This window comes from Swingsia samuiensis (assembly GCF_006542355.1).
Lineage (GTDB): Bacteria > Pseudomonadota > Alphaproteobacteria > Acetobacterales > Acetobacteraceae > Gluconobacter > Gluconobacter samuiensis.
Genome location: NZ_CP038141.1, coordinates 1,701,257 through 1,726,183 on the forward strand (window position 1 = coordinate 1,701,257; position 24,927 = coordinate 1,726,183).

Consider the following 24,927-nt stretch of genomic DNA (forward strand, 5'->3'; position numbering starts at 1 on the left):
GGAAATTGTAACAAGGAAAACCGGTTTGTCTGGATCACGGTCAAGAGGTTCTCAGGCCCTAAATATGCGGATGATGCTTCTTGCATCCGTATGTCTTTTCCCGTCCATTTTGAATGTGGCGGAAGCGCGTGGAGCACGTCATCATACGGCAGGGGGAGCAGCGTCGTTTGTTCCTGGTAATATTATCCAGACGATTAAGGTCTCGGGTAATACTCGTATCGAGACGAGTACTGTTTTGTCCTATATGGTGGCGCAGCCTGGGGATACTTTTAATCAGGATGATCTGGATCGCTCCCTAAAGACGCTTTATGCGACAGGGCTTTTCAAAGATGTTACTTTGCGGCGGGAAGGCAGCACTCTGCTTGTCAATCTGGTTGAAAACCCGATTGTTAACCGCATTGTGTTTGAAGGAAACCATGCTTTAAAAGAGGAAGATCTTCTTAAAGAGATTAGCCTTCGTCCAAGAGCCGTTTTTTCTGCCCAAACAGTGGCGGCAGACCGTCAGAAAATTTTGAATCAATATGCTGGGAAAGCACGCTATGATGCGACAGTAACCCCGCAGATTATTCAATTATCTCATAATCGTGTGGATGTTGTTTTTAAAATAAACGAAGCGCAGCAAACACTGATTCACAAGATTGTTTTTGTTGGAAATCACGCTTTTAGTGAAGCAAGACTCGCTCAGGTGATTTCTTCCAAAGAAACGGCTTGGTATCGTTTCTTCTCTTCATCCGACGAGTATAATCCTGAGCGTATTAAATACGATGCTGAATTGCTGCGTCGTTTTTACCTCCATAATGGTTTTGTTGATTACCATATGGTGGATGCGACAGGTGAGTTGGCGCCCGACCATAAATCATTTTATGTAACCTTTACGATTCACGAGGGTGATCGTTATCGCATGGGTAAAATGGACGTGCGGTCCAGTCTGCGTGGCGTAACCCCTAAAATGATGCGCAAACATATCGAACTGTTTAAGCATCAGTGGTACGATGGGACGGCTATTCAGCATAACGCAAATAACATGCAGGAATGGTTGCAATCGCAAGGCCATCCTTTTGCGATGGTGCGCCCAGAAATTGCACGTAACCCAGAAAAGCATGTTGTAGACCTTCTTTTTGATATTACAGAAGGCCCTCATGTGTATGTTGAGCGTATTGATATTAACGGCAATACCATCACACGTGACAGCGTTATCCGCCGAAACCTTCCAATGTCTGAAGGGGATGCTTACACACCCTCTGACCGTAAATATTCTAAGATGGCCTTAGAGGATTTGGGTTATTTTAGCTCGGTTTCTGTGGATCAAAGCCAAGGTTCTGCGCCTGACCGGGTGAATGTTGCGGCGAATGTTGTTGAAAAACCAACAGGGGAATTCTCCTTGGGTGGTGGTTATTCAACGGACGTGGGTGTTTTAGGAAACGTCGCTGTTAAGCAGCACAACCTTCTGGGTACGGGTATTGATGCTGGTGCATCTGGAACTGTTGCTTATTATGAGAAGCAGGTAGATCTGTCTGTTACGGATCCTTATTTCTTGAACCGTAACGTTGTTGCTGGTGCTGATATTTACTTTAATCAGCAAGGGAATAACGGTTCTACGTCGTATCAGCAGAGCTATAAAGAGACCCAGATTGGTGCTGTTCTGCGTTTAGGTTATGCCTATAACCGTTATCTGTCTCAGTCTTGGAGCTATACACTGGTCGATCGTAAGGTCGGTAATTTGTATAATCCTAATTATAAAACTCAAAATCCAAACGATTATTTTGATTACTTATCCTACGCTCCATCCTTGTATGTTCAGGATAGTGCAGGGTGGTCTGTTCTTTCCCAGTTGAGTACAGCTTTAACGTATGACCGCCGTGACCGGCGTATGAATCCGCATTCTGGTTATATGTTGAAGTTGGCTGGAGATTTTGCCGGGATCGCTACAAAAACACGCTATGGACGTGTTAAGGCGGATGGCGCTTACTATCTGCCGCTCGATAATATTACAGGCAATCATGACTGGACCTTCCAATTTAAAGGTGGGGTTGGTTATATGGGGAACTGGTCTGGCTCCAGCCGAACGAATATTATTGATAACTTTTATCTGGGTGGTGATAACTTGCGTGGGTTCCTACAAGGTGGTGTCGGGCCACGTGCAAGCCATTATTGTGCGAGTGCTGCTGGCGGATGTCCCCCTTATATGCCTAAATACGGGCAAGAGGATTTCTTAGGTGGTAAGTTTATGTATACCGCCTCTGCTCAGATTAATTTCCCGCTTCCAATGGGAGATGATTTGGGAATTTCTGGTCGTTACTTCGTTGATGCGGGCAGCTTGGCAGGTATGCGCGTCAGACGCCGTTATTATAACCAAGCGGCTTATCCGAAGTATGGTGAATCCTACACGCCTGTAACAGGCGATACTCTTACACCTCGTGTATCAACGGGTTTAGGTATCACGTGGAAAAGTCCGTTCGGTATGGTTAATATCGATGGTGCGGTTCCTATTCGTAAAGAGCATGGCGATCGTATTTATCCGGTTCGTTTTGGTTTTGGTCAGCAGTTCTAGGAACTGCTTGCCATTCCAAACGTCAAGTCTTTCATAGATTTTGTGATAGAGGTGGTCATGTCTCGAATTTCGCTAATGCGTGCGGTATCAGCTAGTGCGCTTCTTGTTGCTGTTTCTTTTGGTGGCGCAGCACATGCTCAATCATCAGGGAATGGTGGTTGGTTTGTTCCCAAAGCGCCGCATGCAGAAGCGCCTGCTCCCGTAGCACATTCTGCGCCTCGACATGCTGTGCCAGTTGCTGCCCCTGCTGCGGTGCCACAGGAAGAGGATGATGCTCCTGGTGTCCCGCAAGCGCCGCCAGTGCTGCCTTTGCCACCGATTCCTACGCCTTCACAAATTGCGAAAGAAGCGGCTCCTCCGCCTATCGTCATTGGGGTAATTAATGTTCCTGCTGTTATGCAGATTTCTTCTGCAGCACAGGAAATTCAGCAGGTTCTTGGCGCACGCCGTGATAAGCTTGCTCAAGCGGTTCAAAAAGAAGAAGCAGCATGGCGCGGAGAGCAACAACGTCTACAGGCACAAGCTCGTAGCCTGAGTGCTGAGCAGATTCAGCTGCGTGAACGTCATCTTCAAGAGCGACGTGCAAAAGATCAGCGTGATTTTAGTAATCAGGCTCGGATTATTCAAGAGGCTGCCCAAGTTGCGTTTCATCAGATTGAACGTGAGTTAGAGCAGCCAAATGGAATTATTGCAGCGGTTGCTGGGGCCCATAATATGAATATGGTGCTTCATGCTGAGCAGGTTGTTTTGCATGTTGGTGAGCAGGATATTACAGAAGAAGTTGCTAACCAATTGAATAAAACATTACCTCATGTTTTTATTCCAGCAGAGGGTGTTGACCCTGAGAAATTGGCGAAATCAGGAAAGATGCCAACTACAGCAGATGAGCAACGCATTATGGCACAAGCTGCTAATGTTCCTGCGGCGGCAGCTCCTGCTCCTAAAAATGACTCCGTTGTACGGCAACATCACTAAGGGCTAAGGCGTGGCAGATATCGATCGGTTAGATAATCTTCCTGGTGACCAGCGTTTTTTTGAACGTTCTGGGCCGTTTTCTCTTGAGCAGCTTGTAGAAGCTGCTGGCGGAGATATTCACCCGGCACAAAGTGGGAAGAATGTTCGGTTTCGAGGGGTAGCTCCATTACATGTTGCGACTGCTGAAGACGTTAGCTTTTTAGATAACCGTCGTTATCTGCCTTTATTGGAAAAAACGAAAGCAGGGGTGGTGATTTTGTCTCCTGCTTTCGTTGATAAACTACCAGCCCAAACGGCGGGCCTTGTTTCTAAGGCCCCATATCTGGCATGGGCGCGTGTTGCTTCGCTTTTTCATCCTGCTCCACCCTCTAAAGGATCGAGGCATCCATCCGCATATATTGGAGAGGGTGTAGAAATCGGAGATGATGTAGAAATTGGTCCTTTTGCTGTCATTGAAAATGGCGCAAAAATTGGTAATGGATCGATTATTTCTGCACATGCATTTATTGGGAAAAGCGTTGAAATTGGAGAGCGTTGCCGTATCGGTAGTCATGTTTCTGTTACGCATGCAAAAATAGGCAATCGTGTTTCGTTGTATTCTGGAGCACGGATTGGGCAAGACGGTTTTGGTTTTGCCGTTGGTCCGCAAGGGTTTGAAACTGTCCCTCAGCTAGGTTTGGTTATTATAGAAGACGACGTTGAAATTGGAGCGAACTCGACGATTGATAGAGGTTCAATGCGAGATACCTTTATTGGGGCGGGCACACGGATTGATAACCTTGTTCAGATTGGACACAACGCCCGTTTAGGGAAGTGTTGTATTGTTGTGTCGCAAGCAGGGGTTTCCGGTTCGACAGAGCTTGGTGACTTTGTCACGATTGCAGCTCAGGCTGGGCTGATTGGTCACATTAAAATCGGTGAAAAAGCCCGCATTGGTGCGCAGTGCGGTGTAATGTCTGATGTAGAAGCAGGTGCAGATGTTATCGGCAGTCCTGCGATGCCTTTCCGTGAGTTTTTCCGTAACGTTGCTACTTTGCGTAAACTTTCTCGGAAGAGTAGCGGCTGAACTTCCTGCAATGGATGGTAACCTTGAGGTAGTTTTGCTAAGGGGAAATAACTCACTGCTTTAATGTGCAGTATATGATATTTCATTTTTTAGAAGGATATGGTGATGAAAATGGATCGAGGGCATACGTCAACCGAAAAGAAAAAAGTTGGGGCGACGGAGGAAGGTAATCACCAGCTTCCTGAAAGCATCGACGTGATGCAGATTATGCAATGTATTCCGCATCGATATCCATTCCTTCTGATTGATAAGATGATTAACATCAAGGCTGGGGAATCAGCGGTAGGTGTTAAAAACGTCACAGTAAATGAACCTTTTTTCCAAGGACATTTTCCAGAAAGGCCTGTGATGCCGGGGGTGTTGATCGTTGAGGCAATGGCTCAAACGGCGGCAACTCTGGTTGTTATGACACTAGGGAAAGCCTTTGAAGGGAAGTTGGTTTATTTCATGACAATCGAAGGTGCGAAATTTCGTCGTCCTGTAGGGCCGGGAGACCAACTTCATGTGGAAGTTATAAAAGAACGTTCACGTGCAAATGTATGGAAATTTAAAGGAGTTGCACGGGTGGATGGAACAGCAGTCGCTGAAGCGACCTTTAGCGCGATGATCATGGGCTGATCGAATGCAGCGCGCAGGGAAACGGCCCGAAACTGTTGAGATACATACAACGGCGCTTGTTGATAAACGGGCCCGCTTGGGTGAGAATGTGCGCATAGGGCCATGGTGTATTGTAGGTCCAAATGTCACACTGGGTGACGGAGTTTGTTTGCATTCCTCTGTTGTTATTGATGGACACACGACACTTCAATCTGGGGTGGAGGTTTATCCATTTGTCACTATTGGAATGGCCCCTCAGGATTTGAAGTATGCTGGGGAGCCCACGTTGTGTGAGGTCGGTGCGAATACGATTATTCGTGAGAATGTAACGATCCATCGTGGGACAGCCCAAGGTCATGCTCTGACAAAAATAGGCTCCAACTGTTTGATCATGGCGAATGCTCATATTGCTCATGACTGCATTATTGGTGATCGGGTAATTATCGTTAATAATGTGGTTATGGGCGGGCATGTTGATATTGCTGACGATGCCAAGGTGATGGGCTCTGCTGCACTTCATCAGTTTGTTCGTATCGGACGAGGTGCTGTGGTTGGTGGCGTTTGTGGTGTTGAAATGGATGTCATTCCCTACGGGAGCGTATTGGGAAATCGTGCGCGCCTTGTTGGGTTGAATTGGATTGGCTTAAAGCGGTCTGGCGCTGGCTCAGAAGAAATTCAAGATATGCGGCGTGCGTTTAGAACACTTTACCCCCGACACAGTAACGGAGCGGAAAGTGTTTTGGAGGTACGAATTGCAGAGGTCCGTCAACGATATGGGCATTTAAAGCGGATTGCTGAAATGTTGGATTTTATGGAGGCTCCGAGTAAGCGTGGGTTAACACGTGTTGCGCGGAATGATGGAATGGCAGAAACAGAAGGAGCTTGATTGTGACAGCTGGAAAGTGTGTTGGTATTTTGGCAGGAGCAGGGCCACTACCAGCACAGGTTGCTGCGGCTGTTACTGCTCAAGGGAAAAAAGTTTTTATCATTGCATTTCGTGATTATGCAGATTTAAGCCTTATTCAATCCTATCCGCATCAGGTCATTAGATTGGCTGCTGTGGGAGAAATTCTCAAAACTCTTAGAGAAAATCAGTGCCAAGAGCTGGTGCTGATAGGCCCTGTGAGTCGTCCTGCATGGCGTGATTTGCGCCCAGATGGAGAGGGGGCACGTATTCTTGCTCGTTTGGGGCGTGCTATATTTGCTGGTGATGATGGGTTGCTGGGAGCAATTCTGCGTGTGTTGGGTGAAGAGGGGTTTGTTGTTCGTGGAGCGCATGAGTATTTAAATCATGCGACAGGGCGAAGCGGGGCTCTTGGACGGTTTTCTCCAGATGAGCAGGCAAAGCAGGATATTCTACGCGGGGTTGATGTTTTAAGGGCTATGGCACAATTGGATATAGGGCAGGCTTGTGTCGTTCAAAGCGGTTTGGTTCTAGCTGTAGAGGCTATGGAAGGAACCGACGCAATGCTTGGGCGGTGTGGAAAATTGATGCAGGCTGGTAGTGGAGGGGTTCTGATTAAAATCCCCAAAAAAGGCCAAGATTTGCGAGCTGATATGCCGACCATAGGCCCTGAGACTGTTGAAAATGCCGCACGGAATGGTTTGCGTGGAGTTGTGTTTCAGCCAGGGGTAACGCTTATCACTGATCTGGAGCGGTGTGTTGCTTTGGCTGACAGGTATAATTTGTTTTTATATGGTTTAACGACAGAAGATCTAAAGGAAAAATAAAAATGGGTATTTTCTTACATACGATGGTTCGGATCCGAGACATTGATCGGAGTCTAATTTTTTATGGTCTTTTAGGAATGAAGGAGCTGCGTCGTAAAGAGGTGCCCGAGGGGCGCTATACGCTTGTATTTATTGGGTATGAAGGTAACGCAAAAGGAGAGGGGGAAATTGAACTGACCTACAACTGGGACCAAGAAGAAGACTACGAAATAGGAAATGGCTTTGGTCATTTTGCCGTTGGTGTCCCAGATGTTGCTGGAGTTGTTGAAAAAGTACGTACTGGTGGCGGAAAAGTAACACGTGAAGCAGGACCGTTGAAGTTTGGCACAACGATCATTGCTTTCGTTGAAGATCCAGATGGATATAAAGTAGAGCTTATTGAGAGGAAGTAGTTTGTTTTAAGAGGGCCAGAGCATTCTCGAGTGCTGAGGTGATGAGGTAGGCGTTTTTTTGAACGGTCGCATCTGGGTGTGCTGTTAGAATATCGGCACAGAGGAGGGCTGGAGAAAGAGCGTTGCGTAAATCGTGGCGTAATTTCTTGGTTTTATCGTGATTGGCCGTTGATTGCGATGTCATTTTTGTTTCCTTGTTGCTCTGGCATTGACATTTGGGCCTTGGGATGCCTACAAAGCCGCATCTTAATAAACCCGGGCGTTTCGTGCGCCCGATCATAACAAATATCTAATAGAGGATATTTGTGCAGATTTTAAGGATCGAGTCATGAAGCGCACGTATCAACCATCTAAACTTGTTCGTAAACGTCGCCACGGTTTCCGTGCACGTACGGCAACAGTTGGTGGTCGCCGTGTATTGGCAAACCGCCGCACAAAAGGCCGTAAGAAGCTGTCTGCCTGAGTACGAATCGGACCATTAACCGCTTGAAAAAGCGGCCGCAGTTTCTGCACGTTGCTCGACAAGGACAAAAAATTGTTGCGTCGAGTATGATTGTGCAGATTCTGCCGGACAGCAGCCAACAAGAAACACGTGTTGGTTTTACGGTTACCAAAAAAGTTGGTAATTCTGTTGTTCGTAATCGCACGAAGCGTCGGCTTCGAGAGGCTTTTCGCCTTCTTGCTAAAGAGCAGGAAATACCGTGTGCTGATATTGTCCTTGTTGGACGGAACAGTACGAGAAGTCGAAAATTTTCCCGTTTAAAAGATGACCTTAGCAAAGCTCTGCAAAAAGGGCATATAAAGTGAAAAATTTTGCAGAAAAGTTTCTGGCAGAATTTTTTATTCTTTTAATTAATGCTTATAAAATATTTCTTAGCCCAATAATGGGAAAGAACTGCCGTTTTTCGCCAGTATGCAGCACATATGGCATAATGGTTATAAAAATGTATGGCCCATGGCGTGGGGGCTGGATGGCACTAAAGCGAGTTCTGCGGTGTCACCCTTGGTCAAAAGGTGGGTTGGATTATCCGCCGACATCGCATAAGCATTAAAAAAATAATCTCCCTATTGTTTTAAGTGCGTTTTTCGGCCACTTGAAACCACAGTATTTCTCCGTGAGATGAAAGACCGGCATCGCCCGATGGAAATTAAGCGCATCATTGCGGCCACGATCCTTTCGGCCCTTATTCTTCTAGGTTTCGACTATTTTATGCCGAAGCCTACTCCCGACAACCATCCGTCTACTTCTCAAGTAGCTGCTGTACACCCGTCAGCAACGGATACTCCTTCGTCTGTATCGACGAGTGGGGCTGCTGCGGAGACATCAGCTCCCGCAAGACGGATTCCTGTTCGCAGTCCTGATGTTCAGGGGAGTATTAATCTTAAAGGTGCAGTCTTAGATGATCTAGTGTTAACGAAGTATCGTGAGACACTGGCAAAAGATAGTCCTCTTGTACGGTTGCTTGATAAAGTAGGTAGCGAGCATCCGAATATGGTTGCTGTGGGGTGGGAAAATGCTCCTGGCTCAAACGCACATGTGCCGAATGCAAATACTGTTTGGGAAAGTTCAGACGATGTGTTGCAACCAGGAAAAGCGGTTGTTCTGCATTGGAATAACGGGCAGGGGTTGGATTTTTTCATTCATTTGGCGATTGATGAACATTATATGTTCTCGGTCTCTCAGACTGTAGAAAATCATTCGTCCCAACCTGTTGCTCTTGTGCCTTTCCAGCGGGTTGTTCGTAATTATCAGGCGCCTGAGGGCTCGTTCACGGCTCATGAAGGGCCAATCGCTGTGATGAACGGTCGATTAAATGATGAGACGTATAAGCACGTTCGCTCTGGAGCGGAGCATACAGATCATACCTCATGGGCGCAGTCTGGCTCGGGTGGATGGGCTGGAATTAGCGATAAATATTGGTTGACAGCCGTTGCTGCGAAACCGGATGATCACGTTACGGCAAGTTATGCTTATGTTCCTGAAAATTCAGGGTCGTATCGTATTGGTTTTACAACACAGAATGCGCAGCAAGTTATGCCAAACGGTTCTGTTACCCAGAGTAGTTATGTTTTTGCTGGAGCTAAAGTTGTTAGTTTGCTTCAGAACTATGAACGTACCCTTCATATCCCTGATTTTGATAAGGCCATTGATTTTGGATGGTTTAGCTTCTTAACGCGCCCCATTCTTTATCTTTTGCACTGGCTCTATGTGCACTTAGGGAACTTTGGGTTGGCGTTGATGGCTTTGACATTGATCGTCAAGATTGTTCTTTTCCCACTTGCTTCCAAGGCTTCTGTTTCTTCGGCCAGAATGCGAATGCTTGCTCCTAAAATTAAGGAGATTAGAGAGAAGAGCAAAGATGATCCTTTGGCGGTGAACCAAAAGGTTATGGCTCTTTATCGTGAAGAGAATGTTAATCCAGCGAGTGGCTGCCTTCCTGTTCTAATTCAGGCGCCGATTTTCTTTTGTTTGTATAAAATGTTGAATATCAGCATTGATGAAAGACACGCACCGTTCTTCGGCTGGATTAAGGATTTATCTGTTCCAGACCCAACGAATATATTTAATTTGTTCGGCCTGATTCCGTTTGATCCATCGCAGTATATTTCCTTTTTGCATGTTAGCATCTGGGGGGCTGCGCTAGGCATTACTTTCTGGTTCTTACAACGCCAGACGACAGTTAGTCTTGACCCTGCTCAGGCAAAAATGATGCAGTTTATGCCGTTGGTGTATGTTTTTGTTATGTCTGGTTTCCCGGCAAGTCTGATGGTTTATTATACTTGGAACAACATTTTGACGATTGCCCAACAGAGCTACATCCAAAGTCGTACTAAACTTCCTATTCCTGTCTCTTCATCGCGAGGAAAATCAGGAAAATCATGAAGGAAGTAGCTGGCCCACCAACCCCCGAGCAGATTGAGGCTGGGAGAGTTCTTTTTTCTGGAGAATGTGAGTTTTTCTTCGGATCACAGAAAATCGACCAGCTTCCTCCAGCAGGAAGGCCAGAAGTGGCTTTTGCGGGGCGTTCGAACGTGGGGAAATCGAGCCTTATTAATGCTCTGACCAATCGGAAGGCTTTAGCGAGAGCATCTTCGGAGCCGGGTCGAACGAAGCAGCTCAATTTTTTTAATCTGGCGGATCGGATTACGTTAGTCGATATGCCGGGGTATGGGTTTGCGAAAGCGGCCAAAACAGTCAAGGAAGATTGGCAAAACACAATGTTTGCTTATCTTCGTGGCCGGACAACTCTTGCTCGGGTTATTTTGCTTTTGGATGCGCGGGTTGAACTCAAAACATCTGATAAAGACGCTATGGAGCTGTTGGATAGGGCAGCTGTCGTTTTTCAGATTGTTTTGACGAAATGCGACCAAATTAAACCCAAGGCTTTAGAGGCGAAGATAGCAGAGGTGGAAGCCATTGCTTTAAAGCATGCTGCTGCTTACCCTCGTATTGTGTGTACGAGTAGTCAGACTGGGCTTGGTATTGAAGATTTGCGTGCAGAAATTGCTCGCTTTGCAGAGCCGGCAGACCCCACAGGAGAAGGATAAAATCCGCCGTGAGTAAAAAGACACATAGTGAAAAGCTCCCGGAAGTTCCTCCGGTGGCAGATTTGGAAGATGCTCAACAGCAAGCCAAGATACTCGCTGGTGCGCTACCTTACTTGCGTCGTTATGCAGGGGACACCATCGTTGTTAAGTACGGTGGTCATGCGATGGGAGAAGGGGAGCTCTCTCGTGCTTTTGGGTATGATATTGCTCTTTTAAAGCTTGTCGGAATTAACCCCATCGTTGTGCATGGGGGAGGTCCACAAATTAGCGCCATGCTGGATCGGTTGCATATCAAATCTCAGTTTGTTGATGGTTTGCGTGTCACTGATGAAGCGATGATCGACGTGATCGAGATGGTGCTTTCTGGGACTGTTAATAAACAGGTGGCTGCATTAATTAACCATGCAGGTGCTATGGCAGTGGGTATCTCTGGGAAAGATGGAGGTTTAATCCATGCTCAGAAATTGCTGCGGACCAAGGTAGACCCACAGACTAATCAGGAAATAAAGGTTGATTTAGGGTATGTAGGATATCCTGATAAAGTTGACCCGCGTGTTCTATATGCTTTGCTTGGCTCAGGATTGATTCCCGTCGTTGCGCCTGTTGGTGCAGGAGATTCTGGAGAAACCTATAATATCAATGCAGATACAGCCGCAGGGGCCGTTGCGGGTGCCGTTCATGCATCACGCTTATTGATGTTGACGGATGTTCCAGGCGTATTGGATAAAAATGGCCGTCTGATTGAAGAGCTGAGTGCTGAGGAAGCGCGTGCTTTAATTAAAGATGGTACTATCTCAGGCGGTATGATTCCTAAAGTTGAGACATGTTTGGATGCCGTTTTAGGGGGCGCTAAAGCAGCGGTTATTCTGGATGGTCGTATCCCTCATAGCTGTTTGCTGGAACTCTTCACGCGTGCTGGCCCTGGAACTTTAATTAAGGCATAGAAGACTAAAGATTTGCCAGTGTTGTTCTGAGCTGGCAAATATGCTGAATATCGTTCTTTTGTTGTTAATGACCTATCTATAACAGGCTGTATTTATTACAAATTGCTTGGATGGTTTTGTTTTTTGGATGGTTTTATGTCTACTGATATGCTTCGTTCTGCTGTTGAGGCTCTTTGGGAGCGTCGCACAACTTTAAGCCCACAAACAGAAGGTGGGGACCGTGAGGTTGTTGATGTCGTTCTTAAAAAATTAGATGACGGTCAATTGCGTGTTGCCGAACCTTCCGAAAACGGTTGGGTTGTTAATGAATGGCTAAAGAAAGCCGTTCTGCTTTCTTTCCGTCTTCAAGATAGCCGTGTGATGGAATATGGGGCCGGCGGTGAGTCCGCTTTTGATAAGGTTCCACTGAAATTTGATGGTTGGGATCAATTCCGTTTTTCTGAAGCTGGATTTCGGGCTGTCCCTGGGTCAATTGTACGCCGCTCTGCTTTTATAGCGCCCAATGTTGTTCTGATGCCAAGCTTCGTGAACGTTGGTGCATATGTTGATAGTGGTACGATGATTGATACATGGGCCACGGTTGGTTCATGCGCTCAAATCGGAAAGAACTGTCACATTAGCGGTGGTGCAGGTATCGGCGGGGTTTTAGAGCCTCTTCAAGCCACTCCTGTTATCATTGAGGATAATTGCTTTATCGGAGCGCGTTCTGAAGTAGCAGAAGGTGTGGTGGTAGAAACTGGTTCCGTGCTGTCTATGGGTGTTTTCATTGGTGCATCAACGAAAATCGTTGATCGTGCTACTGGTGAAGTCTTTATGGGAAGAGTGCCAGCATATTCTGTTGTTGTCCCAGGAACGTTGCCCCCGAAAGAGCCTGGTATGCCATCTTTGGCTTGTGCGGTTATTGTAAAACGTGTGGATGAACGCACTCGCTCAAAAACATCCATTAATGAACTGCTACGCGATTAATTTATGAAGCCTGTTTCTTCTCCAACAGATCCTGTTGTGATCGCGCAGGAGTTGGTGCGCTGTCAGTCTGTTACTCCCGCAGATGATGGAGCTCAGGCTTTTTTAGCATCCTTGTTGGAGGAGATGGGTTTTAAGGTCACTCATCTTCCTTTTGGGCCGAAAGATGCCCCTACGCCTAACTTATATGCACGCATAGGTACTCAAGGGCCTCACTTATGCTTTGCAGGGCATACGGATGTTGTTCCCACTGGCGATGGATGGGCGCATGATCCTTTTAAGGCGTCTATTCAAGATGGGCGTTTATTTGGTCGCGGAATAGCGGATATGAAAGGCGGCATTGCAAGTGCAGTGGCTGCCGTTGCACGTTTTTTGCACTCTCACTCTTTACATGGCTCTATATCGTTTTTGATTACGGGTGATGAAGAGGGACCGGCTCATTACGGCACGAAGCCAGTGATCGAGTGGTTGTCTGAACGTAATGATCTTCCTGATTTTTGTGTTCTGGGAGAGCCAACCAACCCGACTGTTTTAGGTGAGACCATTAAAATTGGTCGCCGTGGCAGCATGAATGCAGATATTACCATTTATGGCGTGCAAGGGCATGTTGCGTATCCGCACCTTGCGGATAATCCGATTCATCGTTTGCTGAATGTGCTTAATGAACTGACAGCACGAAAATTGGATAAGGGAAGTGAATGGTTTGCCCCATCATCATTGCAGCTCACAAACTTAGATGTTGGGAATACGGCAACAAATGTTATTCCGGATGCAGCACATGCACGGTTGAATATTCGATTTAATGATTGTCACGAAGGGAAAGACCTAGCGCAGTGGATTGAAGGTGTTGTCGCTCGGCATGCTCCCAAAAATGAAGTGAAAATTGCCATTAGTGGAGAAGCTTTTCTTACCCAACCCGGTGTTGAAGTTGATGCTCTGAAAGAGGCAATCAGGGATGTAACAGGCCTTACAGCAAGGTTGGATACAGGTGGTGGAACGTCAGATGCACGGTTTATTTCTCAATACTGCCCCGTCGCAGAATTTGGTCTGGTAGGGGCTACGATGCATAAGCGGGATGAAAACGTAGATATTTCAACCCTTGAAGATTTAACGCAGATTTATTTCAAATTTATGGAAAGGTTTGGTCTGTGAGCCCTAAAGATCATAACCCGCCACCAGCTGTTGAGGGCGCTAGTATTCCTGCGGGTATAGTGCTTCTTGGAAGAGGGAAGGCTCAAGGAATTAATTATTTTTCTCCAGGTGTGCAGCCGTTTTTATCAGCTTTGGCTCCCACTATCGCTATGGCGCTGATTAGTCTTTTTTTCAGTTTAAATATGCCTGCCGGACAAAAGGCCATTGGGGTTGTGCGCTCGCTTGTACCGATTGTTTTTACATTATCCCAGCTCGTTATTTCAGAAGTATATGCAGCATATCTCAATCGAAAAGGCTTGTGGTTACGTTATGCAACAGCATCTTTATGGTGTGACTGGTTGCCTCTGATTGTGATGATTTTTGCCGAAGGCGCTCTGCGCATGGTTATGCCAAATGGGACCTCTATGGCACCTGTTCTTGTAGGGATTGCCGTTGGTGTCTCGCTTTATAGCTTATGGCTCTCGTGGTATATTTCTCGTGTGGGCTTGATTATAACAGGGCTACAAGCTGCTTTAATGACATTAATTCAAATAATACCTGTAGGCATTATCGGGGTTATTTTGTGGTTTTTGCCACCCCATTATAACGTTTTGCAGGATATCTTAGGTTTATCATCGCATTAATTGGCTAAAAACGGATCATCCAGATAACCAACATCCATAAAGCATAGACCTTCAGGAGGGGATGTAGGCCCTGCCGCAGCTCTATTTTTGGCATTTAAGACACATTTCATTTTCCGAGGTTCCCATTTGCCTGTGCCGACCAGAGCGAGGGAGCCCACCATGTTCCGGACTTGGTGGTGTAGAAAGGAACGAGCTTTTGTTTCGATAAATATAAACTCGTTTTCTCTGTGTACATTGAGGACATCAAGCGTTCTTAATGGGCTGTTCGCTTGGCAAGCTGCTGCTCTAAAAGAAGAAAAATCGTGACAGCCTAACAGGTATTGTGCCCCTTCATGCATAGCCGCAGCATTGAGAGGGCGTTTGACGTGCCAGACCCGATTAGTGTGCAGAGCAGGACGGCTGGGACGATTAAGAATAGTAAAGCGGTAACTGCGCCAAATCGCAGAAAACCGTGCGCTCCAGTCAAGGCTAACAGGTGCTGCATCTAGAATAACGACCGGATGAGGCTTTAAATAAAAACCCATTCCATCCCGAATTTGCCGTTTATTAAGCACAACATCCGCAGGAAAATCGAGATGGACTACGAGGCCTGCTGCATGCACGCCTGCATCAGTTCGGCCTGCTGTTATGCTTGAAACGGGGCGGCCACCAATAAGTTGAGACGCAGCTTTTTCAATAAGTTCTTGAACCGATATTCCATTATTTTGGCGTTGCCAACCGACATATTCGGTGCCGTCAAATTCGATACGAATAGCCCATCGAATAATATTATCGTCAGTCAAAATGAGTACCTTTTGGGACGGACTGTCCTCTTAAAAAATCATCCGTGCGCATCATGGTGCGACCAGGTTTTTGAATGGTTTCTATTTTAATTGCACCTTTCCCACAGGCAACAACTAACTGGTCTGTTAGAGTATAACCTGGGGGATGTGATGGGGCATTGGGAAGAGGGGTCGCCTGGCCAATTTTTAAAATCGTGCCGTTTAAAGAGGTAAAAGCTCCTGGCCATGGGGTAAAACCACGGATTTGACGATCAATATCTTCACATGACTTGGACCAATCAATCCGTCCATCCTCTCGCTTTAGCATGTGAGCGTATGTTGCCCCGGTATCTGTCTGAGGGAGAGGGGATGGTTGTTCATTGAGAACACGGATAATTAAACGGCCGCCAATTTCAGCTAGGCGATCGTGGAGTGTGCTGGCGGTGTCTGTTTCTGTAATAGGGGTAGATTCTTCAAGGAGGATAGCGCCTGTATCCAATCCTTCATCCATTTGCATAATAGAGACACCACTTTGAGTATCTCCTGCAACGATAGCGGATTGAATGGGAGATGCACCACGCCAGCGGGGAAGCAAACTGGCATGAATGTTGATGCATCCGAGCCGGGGAGCTTGGAGCATCTCTTTTGGTAAAATGAGACCATAAGCGGCAACAATAGCCGCATCGGCTTGAAGAGCCGCAAAAGCGGCGTGTTCTTGCGGATCGCGTCGTACGCGAGAGGGAGTGCGGACTTCAATCCCCAGAGCATCGGCAGCCTCATGCACAGGAGAACGGCGAAGTGCTTTGCCGCGTCCAGCGGGGCGTGGTGGCTGTGTATAGACAGCTACAATTTCATGCCCTGCATTGATGAGGGCATGGAACGCTGGTACGGCAAAATCAGGCGTACCCATGAAGATAAGGCGCATAAGAGGAGTTATTTCTTTTTGAATTTCTGTTCTTTTGCGAGCCGGCGCATAATCATATTACGCTTGAGTGTAGAGAGGTGATCGACAAAAAGAACACCATCCAGATGATCCATTTCATGTTGGATACATGTGGCTAATAGGCCATCAGCCTCGCGTTCGATAACATCACCTTGCAAGTCACGGTAACGGACACGAATTGATTCTGGCCGAATGACTTCAGCATATTGATTGGGGAGAGACAAACAACCTTCTTCCCGGGCGGCCATTTGTTCTGAATCCTCTACAATTTCGGGATTGATTAAAATAAGTGGATCCCGTGGCTCTTTTTCGTCGGCAAGGTCAATGATGGCAAAACGCAAGTCTATCCCTACTTGTGGAGCAGCAAGACCAATTCCGGGCGCTTTATACATCGCTGAAAACATACCGGGTAATTGCTTACGCAGAAAAGCAATGTCTTCAGGAGCAACATCCCGTGTAATCTGACGTAAAATCGGGTCTGGTGCGATTAAGATAGGAGTAGGTGGCACATCGTCAATGCCAGTTAGAAAATCAAGTTCACTCATACAATACGGTGTAGCGAGGCATTGCTCTTTATGCCAGCCTTTTTCGATGGTGAGGTATGTATCATTTTTGTTACAGTCGGAAAAACTTGTTTCGAAAAGATATGAAAATAGAATAAGAACAAGTAATCCTCTACCTTGATTTTAAAATGGTAGTAAAATGATATTTTCTAGATTGAAAGCTGTGGGGCTAGGTGTCCTTTCTTTTGCTGTGGCAGGTTCGGCTTCAGCCCAGACGACGGGTAACAGCATGCCTTGGTATGATGTGCCTTGGCTTGGTAAGCCTAAAAATGTATCGCCCGTCATTGCATCTGAGCGTGAGATTTCTGTTTCCGCCGATGGAATGCTGAGTAATTACAAAGAGTATTTTGATAGAGATTCCGATGCTCACGACCGTGAATTGGGCTGGACGCCTGGTTTAACGGTGAAAGGCTCAACGATTTTTGATTTTTATCGTTTGCATGACATATACGTAAGCGTGCAAGGCAATTTTAATATTGGAAATGAGGCTTATCACGGCGGTTGGCATGATCATTTCGGCGATAGTGGAGCATTAGAGTCTCGTACCAATCAGCATAAAGCCTATGGCCAAGGTGAACTTGGTAAAGCATGGCGTTTAACACCGCAGTTATTGCTTATTACAGCCTTTCAAGGTGGGCATGGATACTGGAATAGAAGTATAAATGCTGGTTGGGGTGAGGCTGATCCAGATCTAGATGATCCCATTAATGATCCTTTTTTTAACGACCATCCCAATGAGAAGCCATATATTCGGGGGGATTCAGAGCGGTATCAATATAATTGGGCAGGTGGCGCTGTTCACCTTGATTATGCCATTACGCCTAAGCTTGTAGCAAAGGTCAATGGTGCGGTGGGAGGGACCTTCCAGCCTCGTATGGGATCTGCTGATATATATAATCATTATAGATTAGGGAATAGTGTACGCTTTGATGTGGGTGGAGCGGTTGATTACCGTTTGACGCAACGTTGGCATATGTTGGCTAGTGTGGATTATCAACAGTTTGGTTTTGGTCGCTCTCACGATGAGAGGGCGCGGTACTATCGTTATTATTATGAACCCAATAGCCGGACGCAACAGTTGCATCTTGGTTTAGGTGTTGGCTTCGGCTTCTAAGAGGTTTCCTCTTTTGGTGGCTTTCTTTTGATAGGCCACCAAGCACCTCTCTTTAACTCAAGAAAGGTGCTTGCATAAAATTAATATATTCCCATATCTATAAGACCTAACTGAGTGCCTCAATGAGGGCTCGGTGTATTATATGTCTCGCTCATGGAGGAGGCTTCCCGTGTCAGGTCGTCTTTTTACATCCCCAATGTTTTTGGGCTTTGATCATCTTGAACAAATGCTGGAACGTGCATCAAAATCAACATCGGATGGGTATCCACCCTATAATATAGAGCAATTAAGCCAAACTGCTCTACGCATTACACTGGCTGTTGCTGGCTTTGTTATGGAAGATCTGCAAATAACGCAGGAAGATAACCAGCTTGTTATTCGTGGAAGACAAGCGGATGATAGTCAGGGGCGAATTTTTCTTCATAGGGGAATTGCTGCTCGTCAGTTTCATAAAGCGTTTGTTCTGGCCGAAGGGATTGAAATTGGGGGCGCATGGTTAGATAATGGTTTGCTACATATAGATTTATTGCGACCAGAGCCGGAAGTGCGCGTTAAACGTATTGCGATTTCGCAAGGGCGTCGTATGAATGCTGCTGGGGCTTCTTCGTCTTCTCATGTGCAGCAAGAAGTTGTTCCTCCTGTTGGGGGTGTGCGGCGGAAACGGGCTGTGCAGGAATTTGGCGAAGAATAGCTTTGAGATTTTATGTGAGGATCTGGGATTGAATAACCTGTTTGGAAAAAATAATCAGAAGGAAGAGACGCTTCCATCTGATTTGAGACAGATCACCGATGCACAGTTTCTTACATTGGGCATGTCTCAATTAGCTTACGTACGATCAGTCATCCATGATGGAGAAGTATTAGTCGCAATTCATGCTGCGGATGGTACCCCAATGGCTGTTGCTGATGATGAAGAAAGTGCGTTGGATGCTATCCTTGAGCACGAGCTTATCCCCACCTTATTGCAGTAGTGAGGTTCATGTGGGTGTAAATCCAGATATTACTCGGCAGCTTGAAGAAGAACGCTTGACGGGTGTTGTTACTCATAATGGTGTTGCGTATCTTGCTGGTCAGATTGCAGATGATGATACGCTTGATACTGAGGGACAAACAGCCGATATCTTGAAGCAGATCGATGCTTTGCTTGCGCAGCTTGGCACAGATAAGACACGGTTGTTGTCTGTGCAGGTGTTCTTGTCTGATATTAATGAGATAGGGAATATGAATAAGGCTTGGGATGCTTGGTTAGATACCGCGCATAAGCCTGCCCGTGCAACGGTTGAAGCTAAATTGGCAGAGCCAAACTGGCGTGTTGAAATGACAGCGATTGCTGCCTTACGATAGTAAAAATCAAATAAAAAGGCCCTGTATGTTTCAGTCATACAGGGCCTTTTTATTTACATGGAGAAATGCTCTCCAAGGTAAACACGTCTTACATCTTCATTGGCAACAATAGCCTCTGGCGTGCCTTCCATGAGAACTTGACCACCATGCATAATATAAGCACGATCAATGACTTCCAAAGTTTCTCGTACGTTATGGTCTGTGATTAAGACGCCAATTCCACGGTCTTTCAGATGGGAAACAAGATCACGAATTTCTCCAACCGCGATTGGGTCAATACCAGCAAGTGGTTCATCAAGAAGAATATAGTTAGGTTGGCTTGCAAGTGCTCGGGCAATTTCCAGACGCCGCCGCTCACCACCAGAAAGGGCAAGAGAAGGGGAGTTACGTAAGTGCGTAATCCCGAATTCTGCTAAAAGCCCATTCAACATAGTTTCGCGTTTTGCAGGATCAGACTCGACAACTTCCAATGCAGCCATAATATTTTGTTCAACATTCAGGCCACGGAAGATGCTTGCCTCTTGAGGCAGGTATCCCACCCCGAGGCGCGCACGACGGTACATTGGCAATTGCGTAATATCTGCGCCATCAAGAGTGATTGTCCCGGTATCAGGCTGTACCAAGCCAACGATCATGTAGAAGCTCGTTGTCTTACCTGCACCATTTGGCCCCAGAAGGCCTACAGCCTCGCCACGCTGCACTTGCAAAGACACATCTTTCACAACGGCACGTTTTTTATATGTCTTGCCTATACCTGTGGCGATAAGGCCAGTCGTCGGAATGGAAGGAAAAGGATTATCGATCACTTTGGTGCCTGATTGTTATTGGCTTCATTGGGGACAACTAACCCTTGGATAGGGGCGTCCGATCCGGGGAGCATGGTCGCTATACCTGTTTTCATATTAACCACGGCTTGTGAACCATTATTTTGGTTTTGGCCTTGCGTAACATGAACATGCCCAATGAGGCGGGCAATCTGGCTATCAAAAACATATACGCCTCGATCGCCTGTGGCTGTTTGGGTTTGTGTCCGTAAAACAACATGACCCCAGCCATAGGCCCGATCGAGTTTGGAAGAGCCGCCACCTAAAGGACCGGATGAGGTTTTAGCCGCATTGTTTGGAGTAGGGCTATCTGGCTTGCTGAAGGAGACAAGTACGTCTGCTTTGATTTGTTTTCCGTCATTTGTGGTGACGGTTGCGTTCCCACGTCCGACAGACATGCGTGTTTTGGAGTAGTACTCCATAGAATCACGGGCTGTGAGAACATCTTGTGGTGTTACAAGCTTTAAGTTGTGCCCAGTCATGACCATAACGGCCTGATCCATGTCATAAAGAGCGTGATCCCCCCAGCCTTGGTCAGTCTGGGTGTAAATATGAACGTGACCACGTGCTTCAATGCGGTAAAGTTCTAATGAGCCACCCATAGGGTCATTATCATTGGGATGGTCAGGTTTGGGCTGATTGGCGGGTGGGGCTTTTTTGCGTAAATCACCAATGAGCTCATCTGCATCGATGGTGACATCACCGCGGACAGCGCGAGCACCCCCGGTAAGAGTGACGGTTTGGGCGTTTCGATCGTAGATTTCTTCCCCTTTCCAGAAAAGCTTAACAGCCTCTCCATGAGACATGTCTAATCCGGCTGCGAGAGCAGGAGAGGAAAGGGCGCTTGAGAATAAAAGCCCTGCGATAGGAAGTAGTCTGGAGATGTTCTTCATCATTTTCCTGTTTTGGCTCCTTCCTTACGTTGGCGGGCAGCTTCTGATGGAGGTCCGTAGTCATCGTTACGAATGGTTAATCCTGGACCAGTAAATTGCATGATCCCGGCGTGTTGGTCTAGAAAATATCCTAATGCGTTCTGTGTGCCAAATGGTCCTTCTGCGTGAACCCAGTCGTGAGAGGCAATCACATCTTGCTTTAAGTCCAGATCTGCAGACGGGCCATTTAATAAAACACCATCATCCCGATACAATACAACATTTTGATCAAGGTTTAATGTTTGTTCATGTTGCATGTATAGACCTTTATTGGCGCGGATATGAGCCCAAGATGAACTGGAAAGCTGAATATCTGCGATTGGGTCAACAAGATCAATACGATCAGGGCCTTGTTGGTGGGTGACACGAGCCGTGATCATATATAATCGTCCGTGTGCATCCAATCCGCGATAGACCGCATTTTCCATATTGCCACTTTCCACACGCAGGCGAGCCATCTCACGAAGGGCAGCCTTATTTTCATTCATAAGGTGAGAGACTTCAGGCCACGCAGCAATAGATGCCAAGAGGGTTAGAGCAAATCCCGGGAGTGCCCATTTTGCAAATTTAAGAAGAGACCGACGACGGGCGAGTTGATCTGCATCCGGTGCAATACGAATTTTCTGAAAGGCTTCACGTCGTAAAGCATCTAGCTTTGCTAGGTTCTCGCTACGATTTTGAGCAAAATCATCGCGTTGGGGTTTTTTATCGTTTTCTGGTGTGTGGTCGTTGTTCATATGAGACCTGCCCTTAACAGATCATGTACATGAATGATGCCTTTCGGGCGATGCATATCATCAACAATGAATAAACTGGTAATGGGTTTGGGGCGGTCATTCATTAAAGCGAGAACATCTTGAGTTAAAGTGGATGGAGAGGTGGTAACAGGAGAGGGGTTCATAATCTCTTTAGCTGTTGTGGCATCAATATCGTGGTGGAGAGCCTTTCTAAGGTCTGCATCAGTAATAAGCCCCTGAAGAATTCCTGTCTCATTAATTACTCCCATGCACCCAAAAGCTTTGCGTGTCATCTCTAGAATCACTGATCGAAGAGAAATATCACTTTTTCCTAAAGGAAGATCGCTTCCTGTATGCATTAGTTCAGAAATGGGGCGAAGTCGTGCCCCTAATCGCCCTCCTGGATGAAAAATATAAAAATCATTTGCTGTAAATTTGCGTTTTTCAAGAAGGGCAATTGCGAGTGCATCACCAATGGCAAGTTGCATGAGCGTACTGCTCGTGGGAGCAAGCCCCATCGGGCAGGCTTCTTTAACAACAGGAAGGACAAGGCTTATTGTTGAGGAACGGGCAAGGGCAGAGTGAGGGGCGGAAGTAATGGAAATGACATTTAGATTTGTATGCGTCGCATAGGAGAGAATTGCTGCTAATTCTGCTGTTTCGCCAGAGTTTGAAAAAGCGAGGATAACATCCCCCGGTGCAACCATTCCCAAATCACCATGAGCGGCTTCAGCGGGGTGAACGTATAGAGAAGGTGTTCCCGTTGAAGCAAGTGTTGCTTGTACTTTGCGGCTAATGTGGCCTGACTTGCCAATGCCTGTAACGATGAGCCGGCCGGTGCTGTTGAGAATGCAGTTAACAGCACGATCAAAATTTTGGCCGAGTTGCTGAGCGAAAGCATCTTCGAGAGCGTGCAGGCTTTGGCGTTCAACCGCTAGGGTTTTGAGAGCAGATGTAAGAGAGGAAGCGGCTGGTTCCGTCATATTTTAATTAACAAACAACATTTATGCGCGGTGTGAAAAGATATCAGGATCTCTATACCCAAGAAGGTCAAGCTGCGCTCGTGCTGGTAAAAAATCGAAACAGGCTTGAGCTAGCTCCTGTCGTCCCTCACGAATAAGCATGGCTTCGAGTTTGTGCCATAAGGCGTGTAAGTAAAGAACGTCTGAAGCAGCATAACGCAGCTGATCTTCTGTGAGTTTCTCGCCACCCCAATCAGAGGATTGTTGACGTTTGTTAATATCAACGTTGAGCAGTTCGCGACATAAATAGGCAAGGCCATGGCGTTCAGTGAATGTGTAAATCAACCGTGCTGCAATTTTTGTGCAGATAATGGATGATAGAGTGATGTTAAGATTATGCTGTAATACGGCAACATCAAACCGAGCGTAATGCATGATTTTAGAAATGGAGCGGTTTGTAAGGAGGGTTTTCAGGTTAGGGCAATCATAGCCCTTCCCGCCCATGGAAACCGGTTTGATATGGACAAGGTGAGCTGTTCCGTCGCCTGACGAGAGTTGTACAAGACAAAGGCGATCCCGATACGGGTTTAGTCCCATCGTTTCTGTATCAATGGCAACGATAGAACCAAGTTCTAAGTCTGGCGGCAGATCACCGTCATGAAGATGAATGGTGTTCTGCTGGTTCATTGTAAGATCACCAAATATAATGTGGAGTGAAGCTGAGAATGATCATGTGGTGCCCAGAAGAAGACTCGAACTTCCACGTCCTTGCGGACACAGATACCTGAAACCTGCGCGTCTACCAATTCCGCCATCTGGGCACAGAAGAGATCAAATTTTATAATCTGAAACAGGTGCAAAAGCCTTTACATGCCCTTAAGAAAAGCGTCAACCTGAAAAGAGATATTCCCTGACGCTTAGAGTAATGAGAGGAAGGGTATTTAAATCAGATAGGATATTAGAGAGGTATTTATGAATATAATGGATGCTTTAAAGTCGCGTTACACAACAAAAATGTATAATCCTGAGCGACGTATTCCAGATGAGATTATAGAGCAATTGAAAGCGTCTTTGCGGCTTAGTCCTTCTTCTGTGAACTCTCAGCCGTGGCATTTTTTACTTGCAGATTCTGCTGAAGGGAAAGCCCGTATTGCGAAGTCTGCGGCGGGTATTTTTGCCTTCAATCAAGAGCGGATTATGCATGCATCACATGTGATTGTTTTGTGTGCTCGGGAAGATTTGTCTTCGGAGTACCAGGAAAAACTTGTCCGTCAGGAAGAAAAGGATGGACGGATATCGGGGCAGGATAATGTTGAAAAAGCGTTAGTAAGACGAGAAGGGTATATTGCATCGCGCTTGCATGTAGGGGGAATTGAAGCGTGGGCTCAAAAACAGGTGTATCTTGCTTTGGGATTTATTTTGTTGTCCGCGGCGATGTTGGGTGTGGATTCAACGCCGATTGAGGGTTTCGATCCTGCTATTTTAAATGCTGAGTTCAATTTGCCGGAACAAGGGCTTAATGCGACGGTTATTATTGCTCTTGGCTATCGGGCTGAAGATGATGAGAATGCAAGAGTGGCAAAGTCACGTTTTTCTGAAGAGGACGTTTTTTCAAAAATTTAAAATAAATTTGGGTGTCTGACTGTGTTTTATGAAGTCAGACACAATCACGTGATTTATGATCATAAACAAAATAAATTGATAATTTATGAGATGGTTATTGGAGTATTTTACATTAAAATTTGATGATTAAATGCGTATGTATGGAGGTAACTATGTCCGTAACGTTTTTTACAGAAAACTCTCAAGAATTACTCAATAAATTTAATCAAGATATACGAGATGGTGTTATCGATACATGGAGGGTTGAAGAGCGGGACGGGCATCAATGTTATATTATGATTTCCCCACACCATGAAAAAGAAGCATTTTTTAAAGTATTGGTCGATAAAAACGTATTGCAATTCTTTTTGTTTAAGGATGGTGATAATAATAATGAAGATATAGAAAAAGATGCTTATGCTTATTACAGCGGTGCTATTATGGATGCGTTTTTACTTGAGGGAACTGATTACTTTAAATACGCCGTGGTAACAGCAACTCCAGTTGTTGATATTAGCAAAATCAATTTTGAGTAATTGTGTGATAATGGAACCGTCTCGGGCCTTTAAAAGGTCCGAAACGGACATATTTCTCTATAACAT

At 46.1% G+C, this 24,927-nt stretch carries 31 protein-coding genes and 1 tRNA gene; 22 read left to right on the top strand and 10 right to left on the bottom strand.

Translation table 11 applies throughout. From position 1 onward, the window contains the following. The first annotated feature begins 64 nt into the window (after nt 1-64). The 7 genes from bamA to gloA all read left to right on the top strand — a co-directional run bounded on the left by bamA (nt 65) and on the right by gloA (nt 7,312). Nucleotides 65-2,551, top strand: a complete 2,487-nt coding sequence (bamA, locus tag E3D00_RS08090) for an outer membrane protein assembly factor BamA (protein ID WP_141462436.1) — start codon at nt 65-67, stop codon at nt 2,549-2,551. Nucleotides 2,552-2,608: 57 nt separating this feature from the next. Beyond that, nucleotides 2,609-3,526 (top strand): OmpH family outer membrane protein, encoded by a 918-nt coding sequence (locus E3D00_RS08095; protein ID WP_181441953.1) that lies wholly within the window; start codon nt 2,609-2,611, stop codon nt 3,524-3,526. A 19-nt stretch (nt 3,527-3,545) separates the two neighbouring features. After that, complete coding sequence (gene lpxD, locus E3D00_RS08100; RefSeq protein ID WP_141462438.1) at nt 3,546-4,592, top strand: UDP-3-O-(3-hydroxymyristoyl)glucosamine N-acyltransferase; 1,047 nt, start codon at nt 3,546-3,548, stop codon at nt 4,590-4,592. A gap of 198 nt (nt 4,593-4,790) precedes the next feature. Continuing rightward, complete coding sequence (gene fabZ / locus E3D00_RS08105) at nt 4,791-5,210, top strand: 3-hydroxyacyl-ACP dehydratase FabZ (protein WP_141462439.1); 420 nt, start codon at nt 4,791-4,793, stop codon at nt 5,208-5,210. A gap of 4 nt (nt 5,211-5,214) precedes the next feature. After that, entirely contained in the window at nt 5,215-6,075 is an 861-nt protein-coding gene (gene lpxA / locus E3D00_RS08110) for an acyl-ACP--UDP-N-acetylglucosamine O-acyltransferase (protein ID WP_141461559.1), read from the top strand. Between the two features lie 2 nt (nt 6,076-6,077). Continuing rightward, on the top strand, nt 6,078-6,920 hold the full coding sequence (locus E3D00_RS08115; RefSeq protein WP_141461561.1) for an LpxI family protein: 843 nt from the start codon (nt 6,078-6,080) through the stop codon (nt 6,918-6,920). A 2-nt stretch (nt 6,921-6,922) separates the two neighbouring features. After that, a complete protein-coding gene (gene gloA, locus E3D00_RS08120) occupies nt 6,923-7,312 on the top strand; it encodes a lactoylglutathione lyase (RefSeq protein ID WP_141461563.1) in 390 nt (129 codons plus the stop codon). Here the strand turns inward: gloA and E3D00_RS08125 are convergent. Continuing rightward, nucleotides 7,296-7,496 carry a hypothetical protein gene (locus E3D00_RS08125; protein ID WP_141461565.1) on the bottom strand — a complete coding sequence of 67 codons (201 nt, stop codon included), beginning with the start codon at nt 7,494-7,496 and terminating at the stop codon, nt 7,296-7,298. The two genes, gloA and E3D00_RS08125, sit on opposite strands and share 17 nt — an antisense overlap. Before the next feature lie 144 nt (nt 7,497-7,640). On the opposite strand from E3D00_RS08125, the gene rpmH reads away from it, so the two are divergent. The 9 genes from rpmH to E3D00_RS08170 all read left to right on the top strand — a co-directional run bounded on the left by rpmH (nt 7,641) and on the right by E3D00_RS08170 (nt 14,543). Next, nucleotides 7,641-7,775, top strand: coding sequence for a 50S ribosomal protein L34 (gene rpmH, locus E3D00_RS08130; RefSeq protein WP_016737691.1), 135 nt, complete (start codon nt 7,641-7,643; stop codon nt 7,773-7,775). 23 nt (nt 7,776-7,798) lie between these two features. Then, a complete protein-coding gene (rnpA, locus tag E3D00_RS08135) occupies nt 7,799-8,119 on the top strand; it encodes a ribonuclease P protein component (RefSeq protein ID WP_141461567.1) in 321 nt (106 codons plus the stop codon). A 77-nt stretch (nt 8,120-8,196) separates the two neighbouring features. Next, nucleotides 8,197-8,364 (top strand): membrane protein insertion efficiency factor YidD, encoded by a 168-nt coding sequence (gene yidD, locus E3D00_RS08140; protein ID WP_246091532.1) that lies wholly within the window; start codon nt 8,197-8,199, stop codon nt 8,362-8,364. Nucleotides 8,365-8,453: 89 nt separating this feature from the next. After that, nucleotides 8,454-10,196 carry a membrane protein insertase YidC gene (gene yidC, locus E3D00_RS08145; protein ID WP_141462440.1) on the top strand — a complete coding sequence of 581 codons (1,743 nt, stop codon included), beginning with the start codon at nt 8,454-8,456 and terminating at the stop codon, nt 10,194-10,196. Beyond that, the gene (gene yihA, locus E3D00_RS08150) at nt 10,193-10,861 is read left to right on the top strand and encodes a ribosome biogenesis GTP-binding protein YihA/YsxC (RefSeq protein WP_141461572.1); all 669 of its coding nucleotides are present in this window, start codon (nt 10,193-10,195) and stop codon (nt 10,859-10,861) included. The genes yidC and yihA overlap by 4 nt, the downstream gene beginning before the upstream one ends. 8 nt (nt 10,862-10,869) lie before the next feature. Next, complete coding sequence (gene argB, locus E3D00_RS08155) at nt 10,870-11,805, top strand: acetylglutamate kinase (RefSeq protein WP_141461574.1); 936 nt, start codon at nt 10,870-10,872, stop codon at nt 11,803-11,805. 135 nt (nt 11,806-11,940) lie between these two features. Continuing rightward, complete coding sequence (gene dapD, locus E3D00_RS08160; protein WP_141461576.1) at nt 11,941-12,771, top strand: 2,3,4,5-tetrahydropyridine-2,6-dicarboxylate N-succinyltransferase; 831 nt, start codon at nt 11,941-11,943, stop codon at nt 12,769-12,771. Nucleotides 12,772-12,774: 3 nt separating this feature from the next. Then, entirely contained in the window at nt 12,775-13,920 is a 1,146-nt protein-coding gene (gene dapE / locus E3D00_RS08165; RefSeq protein ID WP_141461578.1) for a succinyl-diaminopimelate desuccinylase, read from the top strand. Next, nucleotides 13,917-14,543, top strand: a complete 627-nt coding sequence (locus E3D00_RS08170; protein ID WP_141461580.1) for a hypothetical protein — start codon at nt 13,917-13,919, stop codon at nt 14,541-14,543. The genes dapE and E3D00_RS08170 overlap by 4 nt, the downstream gene beginning before the upstream one ends. Here E3D00_RS08170 and truA read toward each other — a convergent pair. The 3 genes from truA to def are packed head-to-tail and all read right to left on the bottom strand — an operon-like array spanning nt 14,540 to nt 16,792. Continuing rightward, nucleotides 14,540-15,325 carry a tRNA pseudouridine(38-40) synthase TruA gene (gene truA, locus E3D00_RS08175; RefSeq protein ID WP_141461582.1) on the bottom strand — a complete coding sequence of 262 codons (786 nt, stop codon included), beginning with the start codon at nt 15,323-15,325 and terminating at the stop codon, nt 14,540-14,542. The genes E3D00_RS08170 and truA overlap by 4 nt on opposite strands. After that, nucleotides 15,318-16,229 (bottom strand): methionyl-tRNA formyltransferase, encoded by a 912-nt coding sequence (gene fmt / locus E3D00_RS08180; RefSeq protein WP_141461584.1) that lies wholly within the window; start codon nt 16,227-16,229, stop codon nt 15,318-15,320. Before fmt ends, truA begins: the two co-directional genes overlap by 8 nt. 8 nt (nt 16,230-16,237) lie before the next feature. After that, complete coding sequence (gene def, locus E3D00_RS08185; protein WP_141461586.1) at nt 16,238-16,792, bottom strand: peptide deformylase; 555 nt, start codon at nt 16,790-16,792, stop codon at nt 16,238-16,240. A gap of 157 nt (nt 16,793-16,949) precedes the next feature. On the opposite strand from def, the gene E3D00_RS08190 reads away from it, so the two are divergent. The 4 genes from E3D00_RS08190 (at nt 16,950) to E3D00_RS08205 (ending at nt 19,268) form a co-directional block, all read left to right on the top strand. Then, nucleotides 16,950-17,924, top strand: a complete 975-nt coding sequence (locus tag E3D00_RS08190) for a hypothetical protein (RefSeq protein WP_141461588.1) — start codon at nt 16,950-16,952, stop codon at nt 17,922-17,924. Between the two features lie 169 nt (nt 17,925-18,093). Further along, nucleotides 18,094-18,615, top strand: a complete 522-nt coding sequence (locus E3D00_RS08195; RefSeq protein ID WP_141461590.1) for an Hsp20 family protein — start codon at nt 18,094-18,096, stop codon at nt 18,613-18,615. 28 nt (nt 18,616-18,643) lie between these two features. After that, entirely contained in the window at nt 18,644-18,895 is a 252-nt protein-coding gene (locus E3D00_RS08200; RefSeq protein ID WP_141461592.1) for a DUF1150 family protein, read from the top strand. A gap of 10 nt (nt 18,896-18,905) precedes the next feature. After that, nucleotides 18,906-19,268 carry a RidA family protein gene (locus E3D00_RS08205; protein ID WP_246091406.1) on the top strand — a complete coding sequence of 121 codons (363 nt, stop codon included), beginning with the start codon at nt 18,906-18,908 and terminating at the stop codon, nt 19,266-19,268. Between the two features lie 53 nt (nt 19,269-19,321). Here E3D00_RS08205 and lptB read toward each other — a convergent pair whose 3' ends face one another. From lptB to E3D00_RS08235, 6 genes are all read right to left on the bottom strand, one after another. Next, complete coding sequence (lptB, locus tag E3D00_RS08210) at nt 19,322-20,074, bottom strand: LPS export ABC transporter ATP-binding protein (protein ID WP_141461594.1); 753 nt, start codon at nt 20,072-20,074, stop codon at nt 19,322-19,324. Continuing rightward, a complete protein-coding gene (locus tag E3D00_RS08215; protein ID WP_141461596.1) occupies nt 20,071-20,988 on the bottom strand; it encodes an LptA/OstA family protein in 918 nt (305 codons plus the stop codon). The genes lptB and E3D00_RS08215 overlap by 4 nt, the downstream gene beginning before the upstream one ends. Next, nucleotides 20,985-21,761, bottom strand: coding sequence for an LPS export ABC transporter periplasmic protein LptC (gene lptC, locus E3D00_RS08220; protein ID WP_141461598.1), 777 nt, complete (start codon nt 21,759-21,761; stop codon nt 20,985-20,987). The genes E3D00_RS08215 and lptC overlap by 4 nt, the downstream gene beginning before the upstream one ends. Beyond that, nucleotides 21,758-22,744, bottom strand: coding sequence for a KpsF/GutQ family sugar-phosphate isomerase (locus E3D00_RS08225; protein ID WP_141461600.1), 987 nt, complete (start codon nt 22,742-22,744; stop codon nt 21,758-21,760). The genes lptC and E3D00_RS08225 overlap by 4 nt, the downstream gene beginning before the upstream one ends. Before the next feature lie 21 nt (nt 22,745-22,765). Next, the gene (locus E3D00_RS08230) at nt 22,766-23,410 is read right to left on the bottom strand and encodes a ribonuclease D (protein WP_141461602.1); all 645 of its coding nucleotides are present in this window, start codon (nt 23,408-23,410) and stop codon (nt 22,766-22,768) included. Between the two features lie 47 nt (nt 23,411-23,457). After that, nucleotides 23,458-23,544 (bottom strand) — tRNA-Leu (locus E3D00_RS08235). 151 nt (nt 23,545-23,695) lie between these two features. Here E3D00_RS08235 and nfsB point away from each other — a divergent pair. Further along, nucleotides 23,696-24,346: an oxygen-insensitive NAD(P)H nitroreductase gene (gene nfsB, locus E3D00_RS08240; RefSeq protein WP_141461604.1), complete on the top strand. Its 651-nt coding sequence runs from the start codon at nt 23,696-23,698 to the stop codon at nt 24,344-24,346. Between the two features lie 152 nt (nt 24,347-24,498). Continuing rightward, nucleotides 24,499-24,861: a hypothetical protein gene (locus E3D00_RS08245; RefSeq protein ID WP_141461606.1), complete on the top strand. Its 363-nt coding sequence runs from the start codon at nt 24,499-24,501 to the stop codon at nt 24,859-24,861. Nucleotides 24,862-24,927: the final 66 nt, after the last annotated feature.

Excerpts from the sequence above, each read along its gene's own strand:
- bamA (WP_141462436.1), top strand. The coding sequence starts at position 65 with ATGCGGATGATGCTTCTTGCATCCGTATGTCTTTTCCCGTCCATTTTG.
- fabZ (WP_141462439.1), top strand. The coding sequence starts at position 4,791 with ATGCAGATTATGCAATGTATTCCGCATCGATATCCATTCCTTCTGATT.
- E3D00_RS08215 (WP_141461596.1), bottom strand. The coding sequence starts at position 20,988 with ATGATGAAGAACATCTCCAGACTACTTCCTATCGCAGGGCTTTTATTC.
- E3D00_RS08230 (WP_141461602.1), bottom strand. The coding sequence starts at position 23,410 with ATGAACCAGCAGAACACCATTCATCTTCATGACGGTGATCTGCCGCCA.
- E3D00_RS08190 (WP_141461588.1), top strand. The coding sequence starts at position 16,950 with ATGATATTTTCTAGATTGAAAGCTGTGGGGCTAGGTGTCCTTTCTTTT.
- E3D00_RS08095 (WP_181441953.1), top strand. The coding sequence starts at position 2,609 with ATGTCTCGAATTTCGCTAATGCGTGCGGTATCAGCTAGTGCGCTTCTT.
- nfsB (WP_141461604.1), top strand. The coding sequence starts at position 23,696 with ATGAATATAATGGATGCTTTAAAGTCGCGTTACACAACAAAAATGTAT.
- gloA (WP_141461563.1), top strand. The coding sequence starts at position 6,923 with ATGGGTATTTTCTTACATACGATGGTTCGGATCCGAGACATTGATCGG.
- lpxA (WP_141461559.1), top strand. The coding sequence starts at position 5,215 with ATGCAGCGCGCAGGGAAACGGCCCGAAACTGTTGAGATACATACAACG.
- yidD (WP_246091532.1), top strand. The coding sequence starts at position 8,197 with ATGGGAAAGAACTGCCGTTTTTCGCCAGTATGCAGCACATATGGCATA.
- dapE (WP_141461578.1), top strand. The coding sequence starts at position 12,775 with ATGAAGCCTGTTTCTTCTCCAACAGATCCTGTTGTGATCGCGCAGGAG.
- yidC (WP_141462440.1), top strand. The coding sequence starts at position 8,454 with ATGGAAATTAAGCGCATCATTGCGGCCACGATCCTTTCGGCCCTTATT.
- dapD (WP_141461576.1), top strand. The coding sequence starts at position 11,941 with ATGTCTACTGATATGCTTCGTTCTGCTGTTGAGGCTCTTTGGGAGCGT.
- yihA (WP_141461572.1), top strand. The coding sequence starts at position 10,193 with ATGAAGGAAGTAGCTGGCCCACCAACCCCCGAGCAGATTGAGGCTGGG.
- E3D00_RS08245 (WP_141461606.1), top strand. The coding sequence starts at position 24,499 with ATGTCCGTAACGTTTTTTACAGAAAACTCTCAAGAATTACTCAATAAA.
- rpmH (WP_016737691.1), top strand. The coding sequence starts at position 7,641 with ATGAAGCGCACGTATCAACCATCTAAACTTGTTCGTAAACGTCGCCAC.
- def (WP_141461586.1), bottom strand. The coding sequence starts at position 16,792 with ATGAGTGAACTTGATTTTCTAACTGGCATTGACGATGTGCCACCTACT.
- fmt (WP_141461584.1), bottom strand. The coding sequence starts at position 16,229 with ATGCGCCTTATCTTCATGGGTACGCCTGATTTTGCCGTACCAGCGTTC.
- E3D00_RS08225 (WP_141461600.1), bottom strand. The coding sequence starts at position 22,744 with ATGACGGAACCAGCCGCTTCCTCTCTTACATCTGCTCTCAAAACCCTA.
- E3D00_RS08125 (WP_141461565.1), bottom strand. The coding sequence starts at position 7,496 with ATGACATCGCAATCAACGGCCAATCACGATAAAACCAAGAAATTACGC.
- lptC (WP_141461598.1), bottom strand. The coding sequence starts at position 21,761 with ATGAACAACGACCACACACCAGAAAACGATAAAAAACCCCAACGCGAT.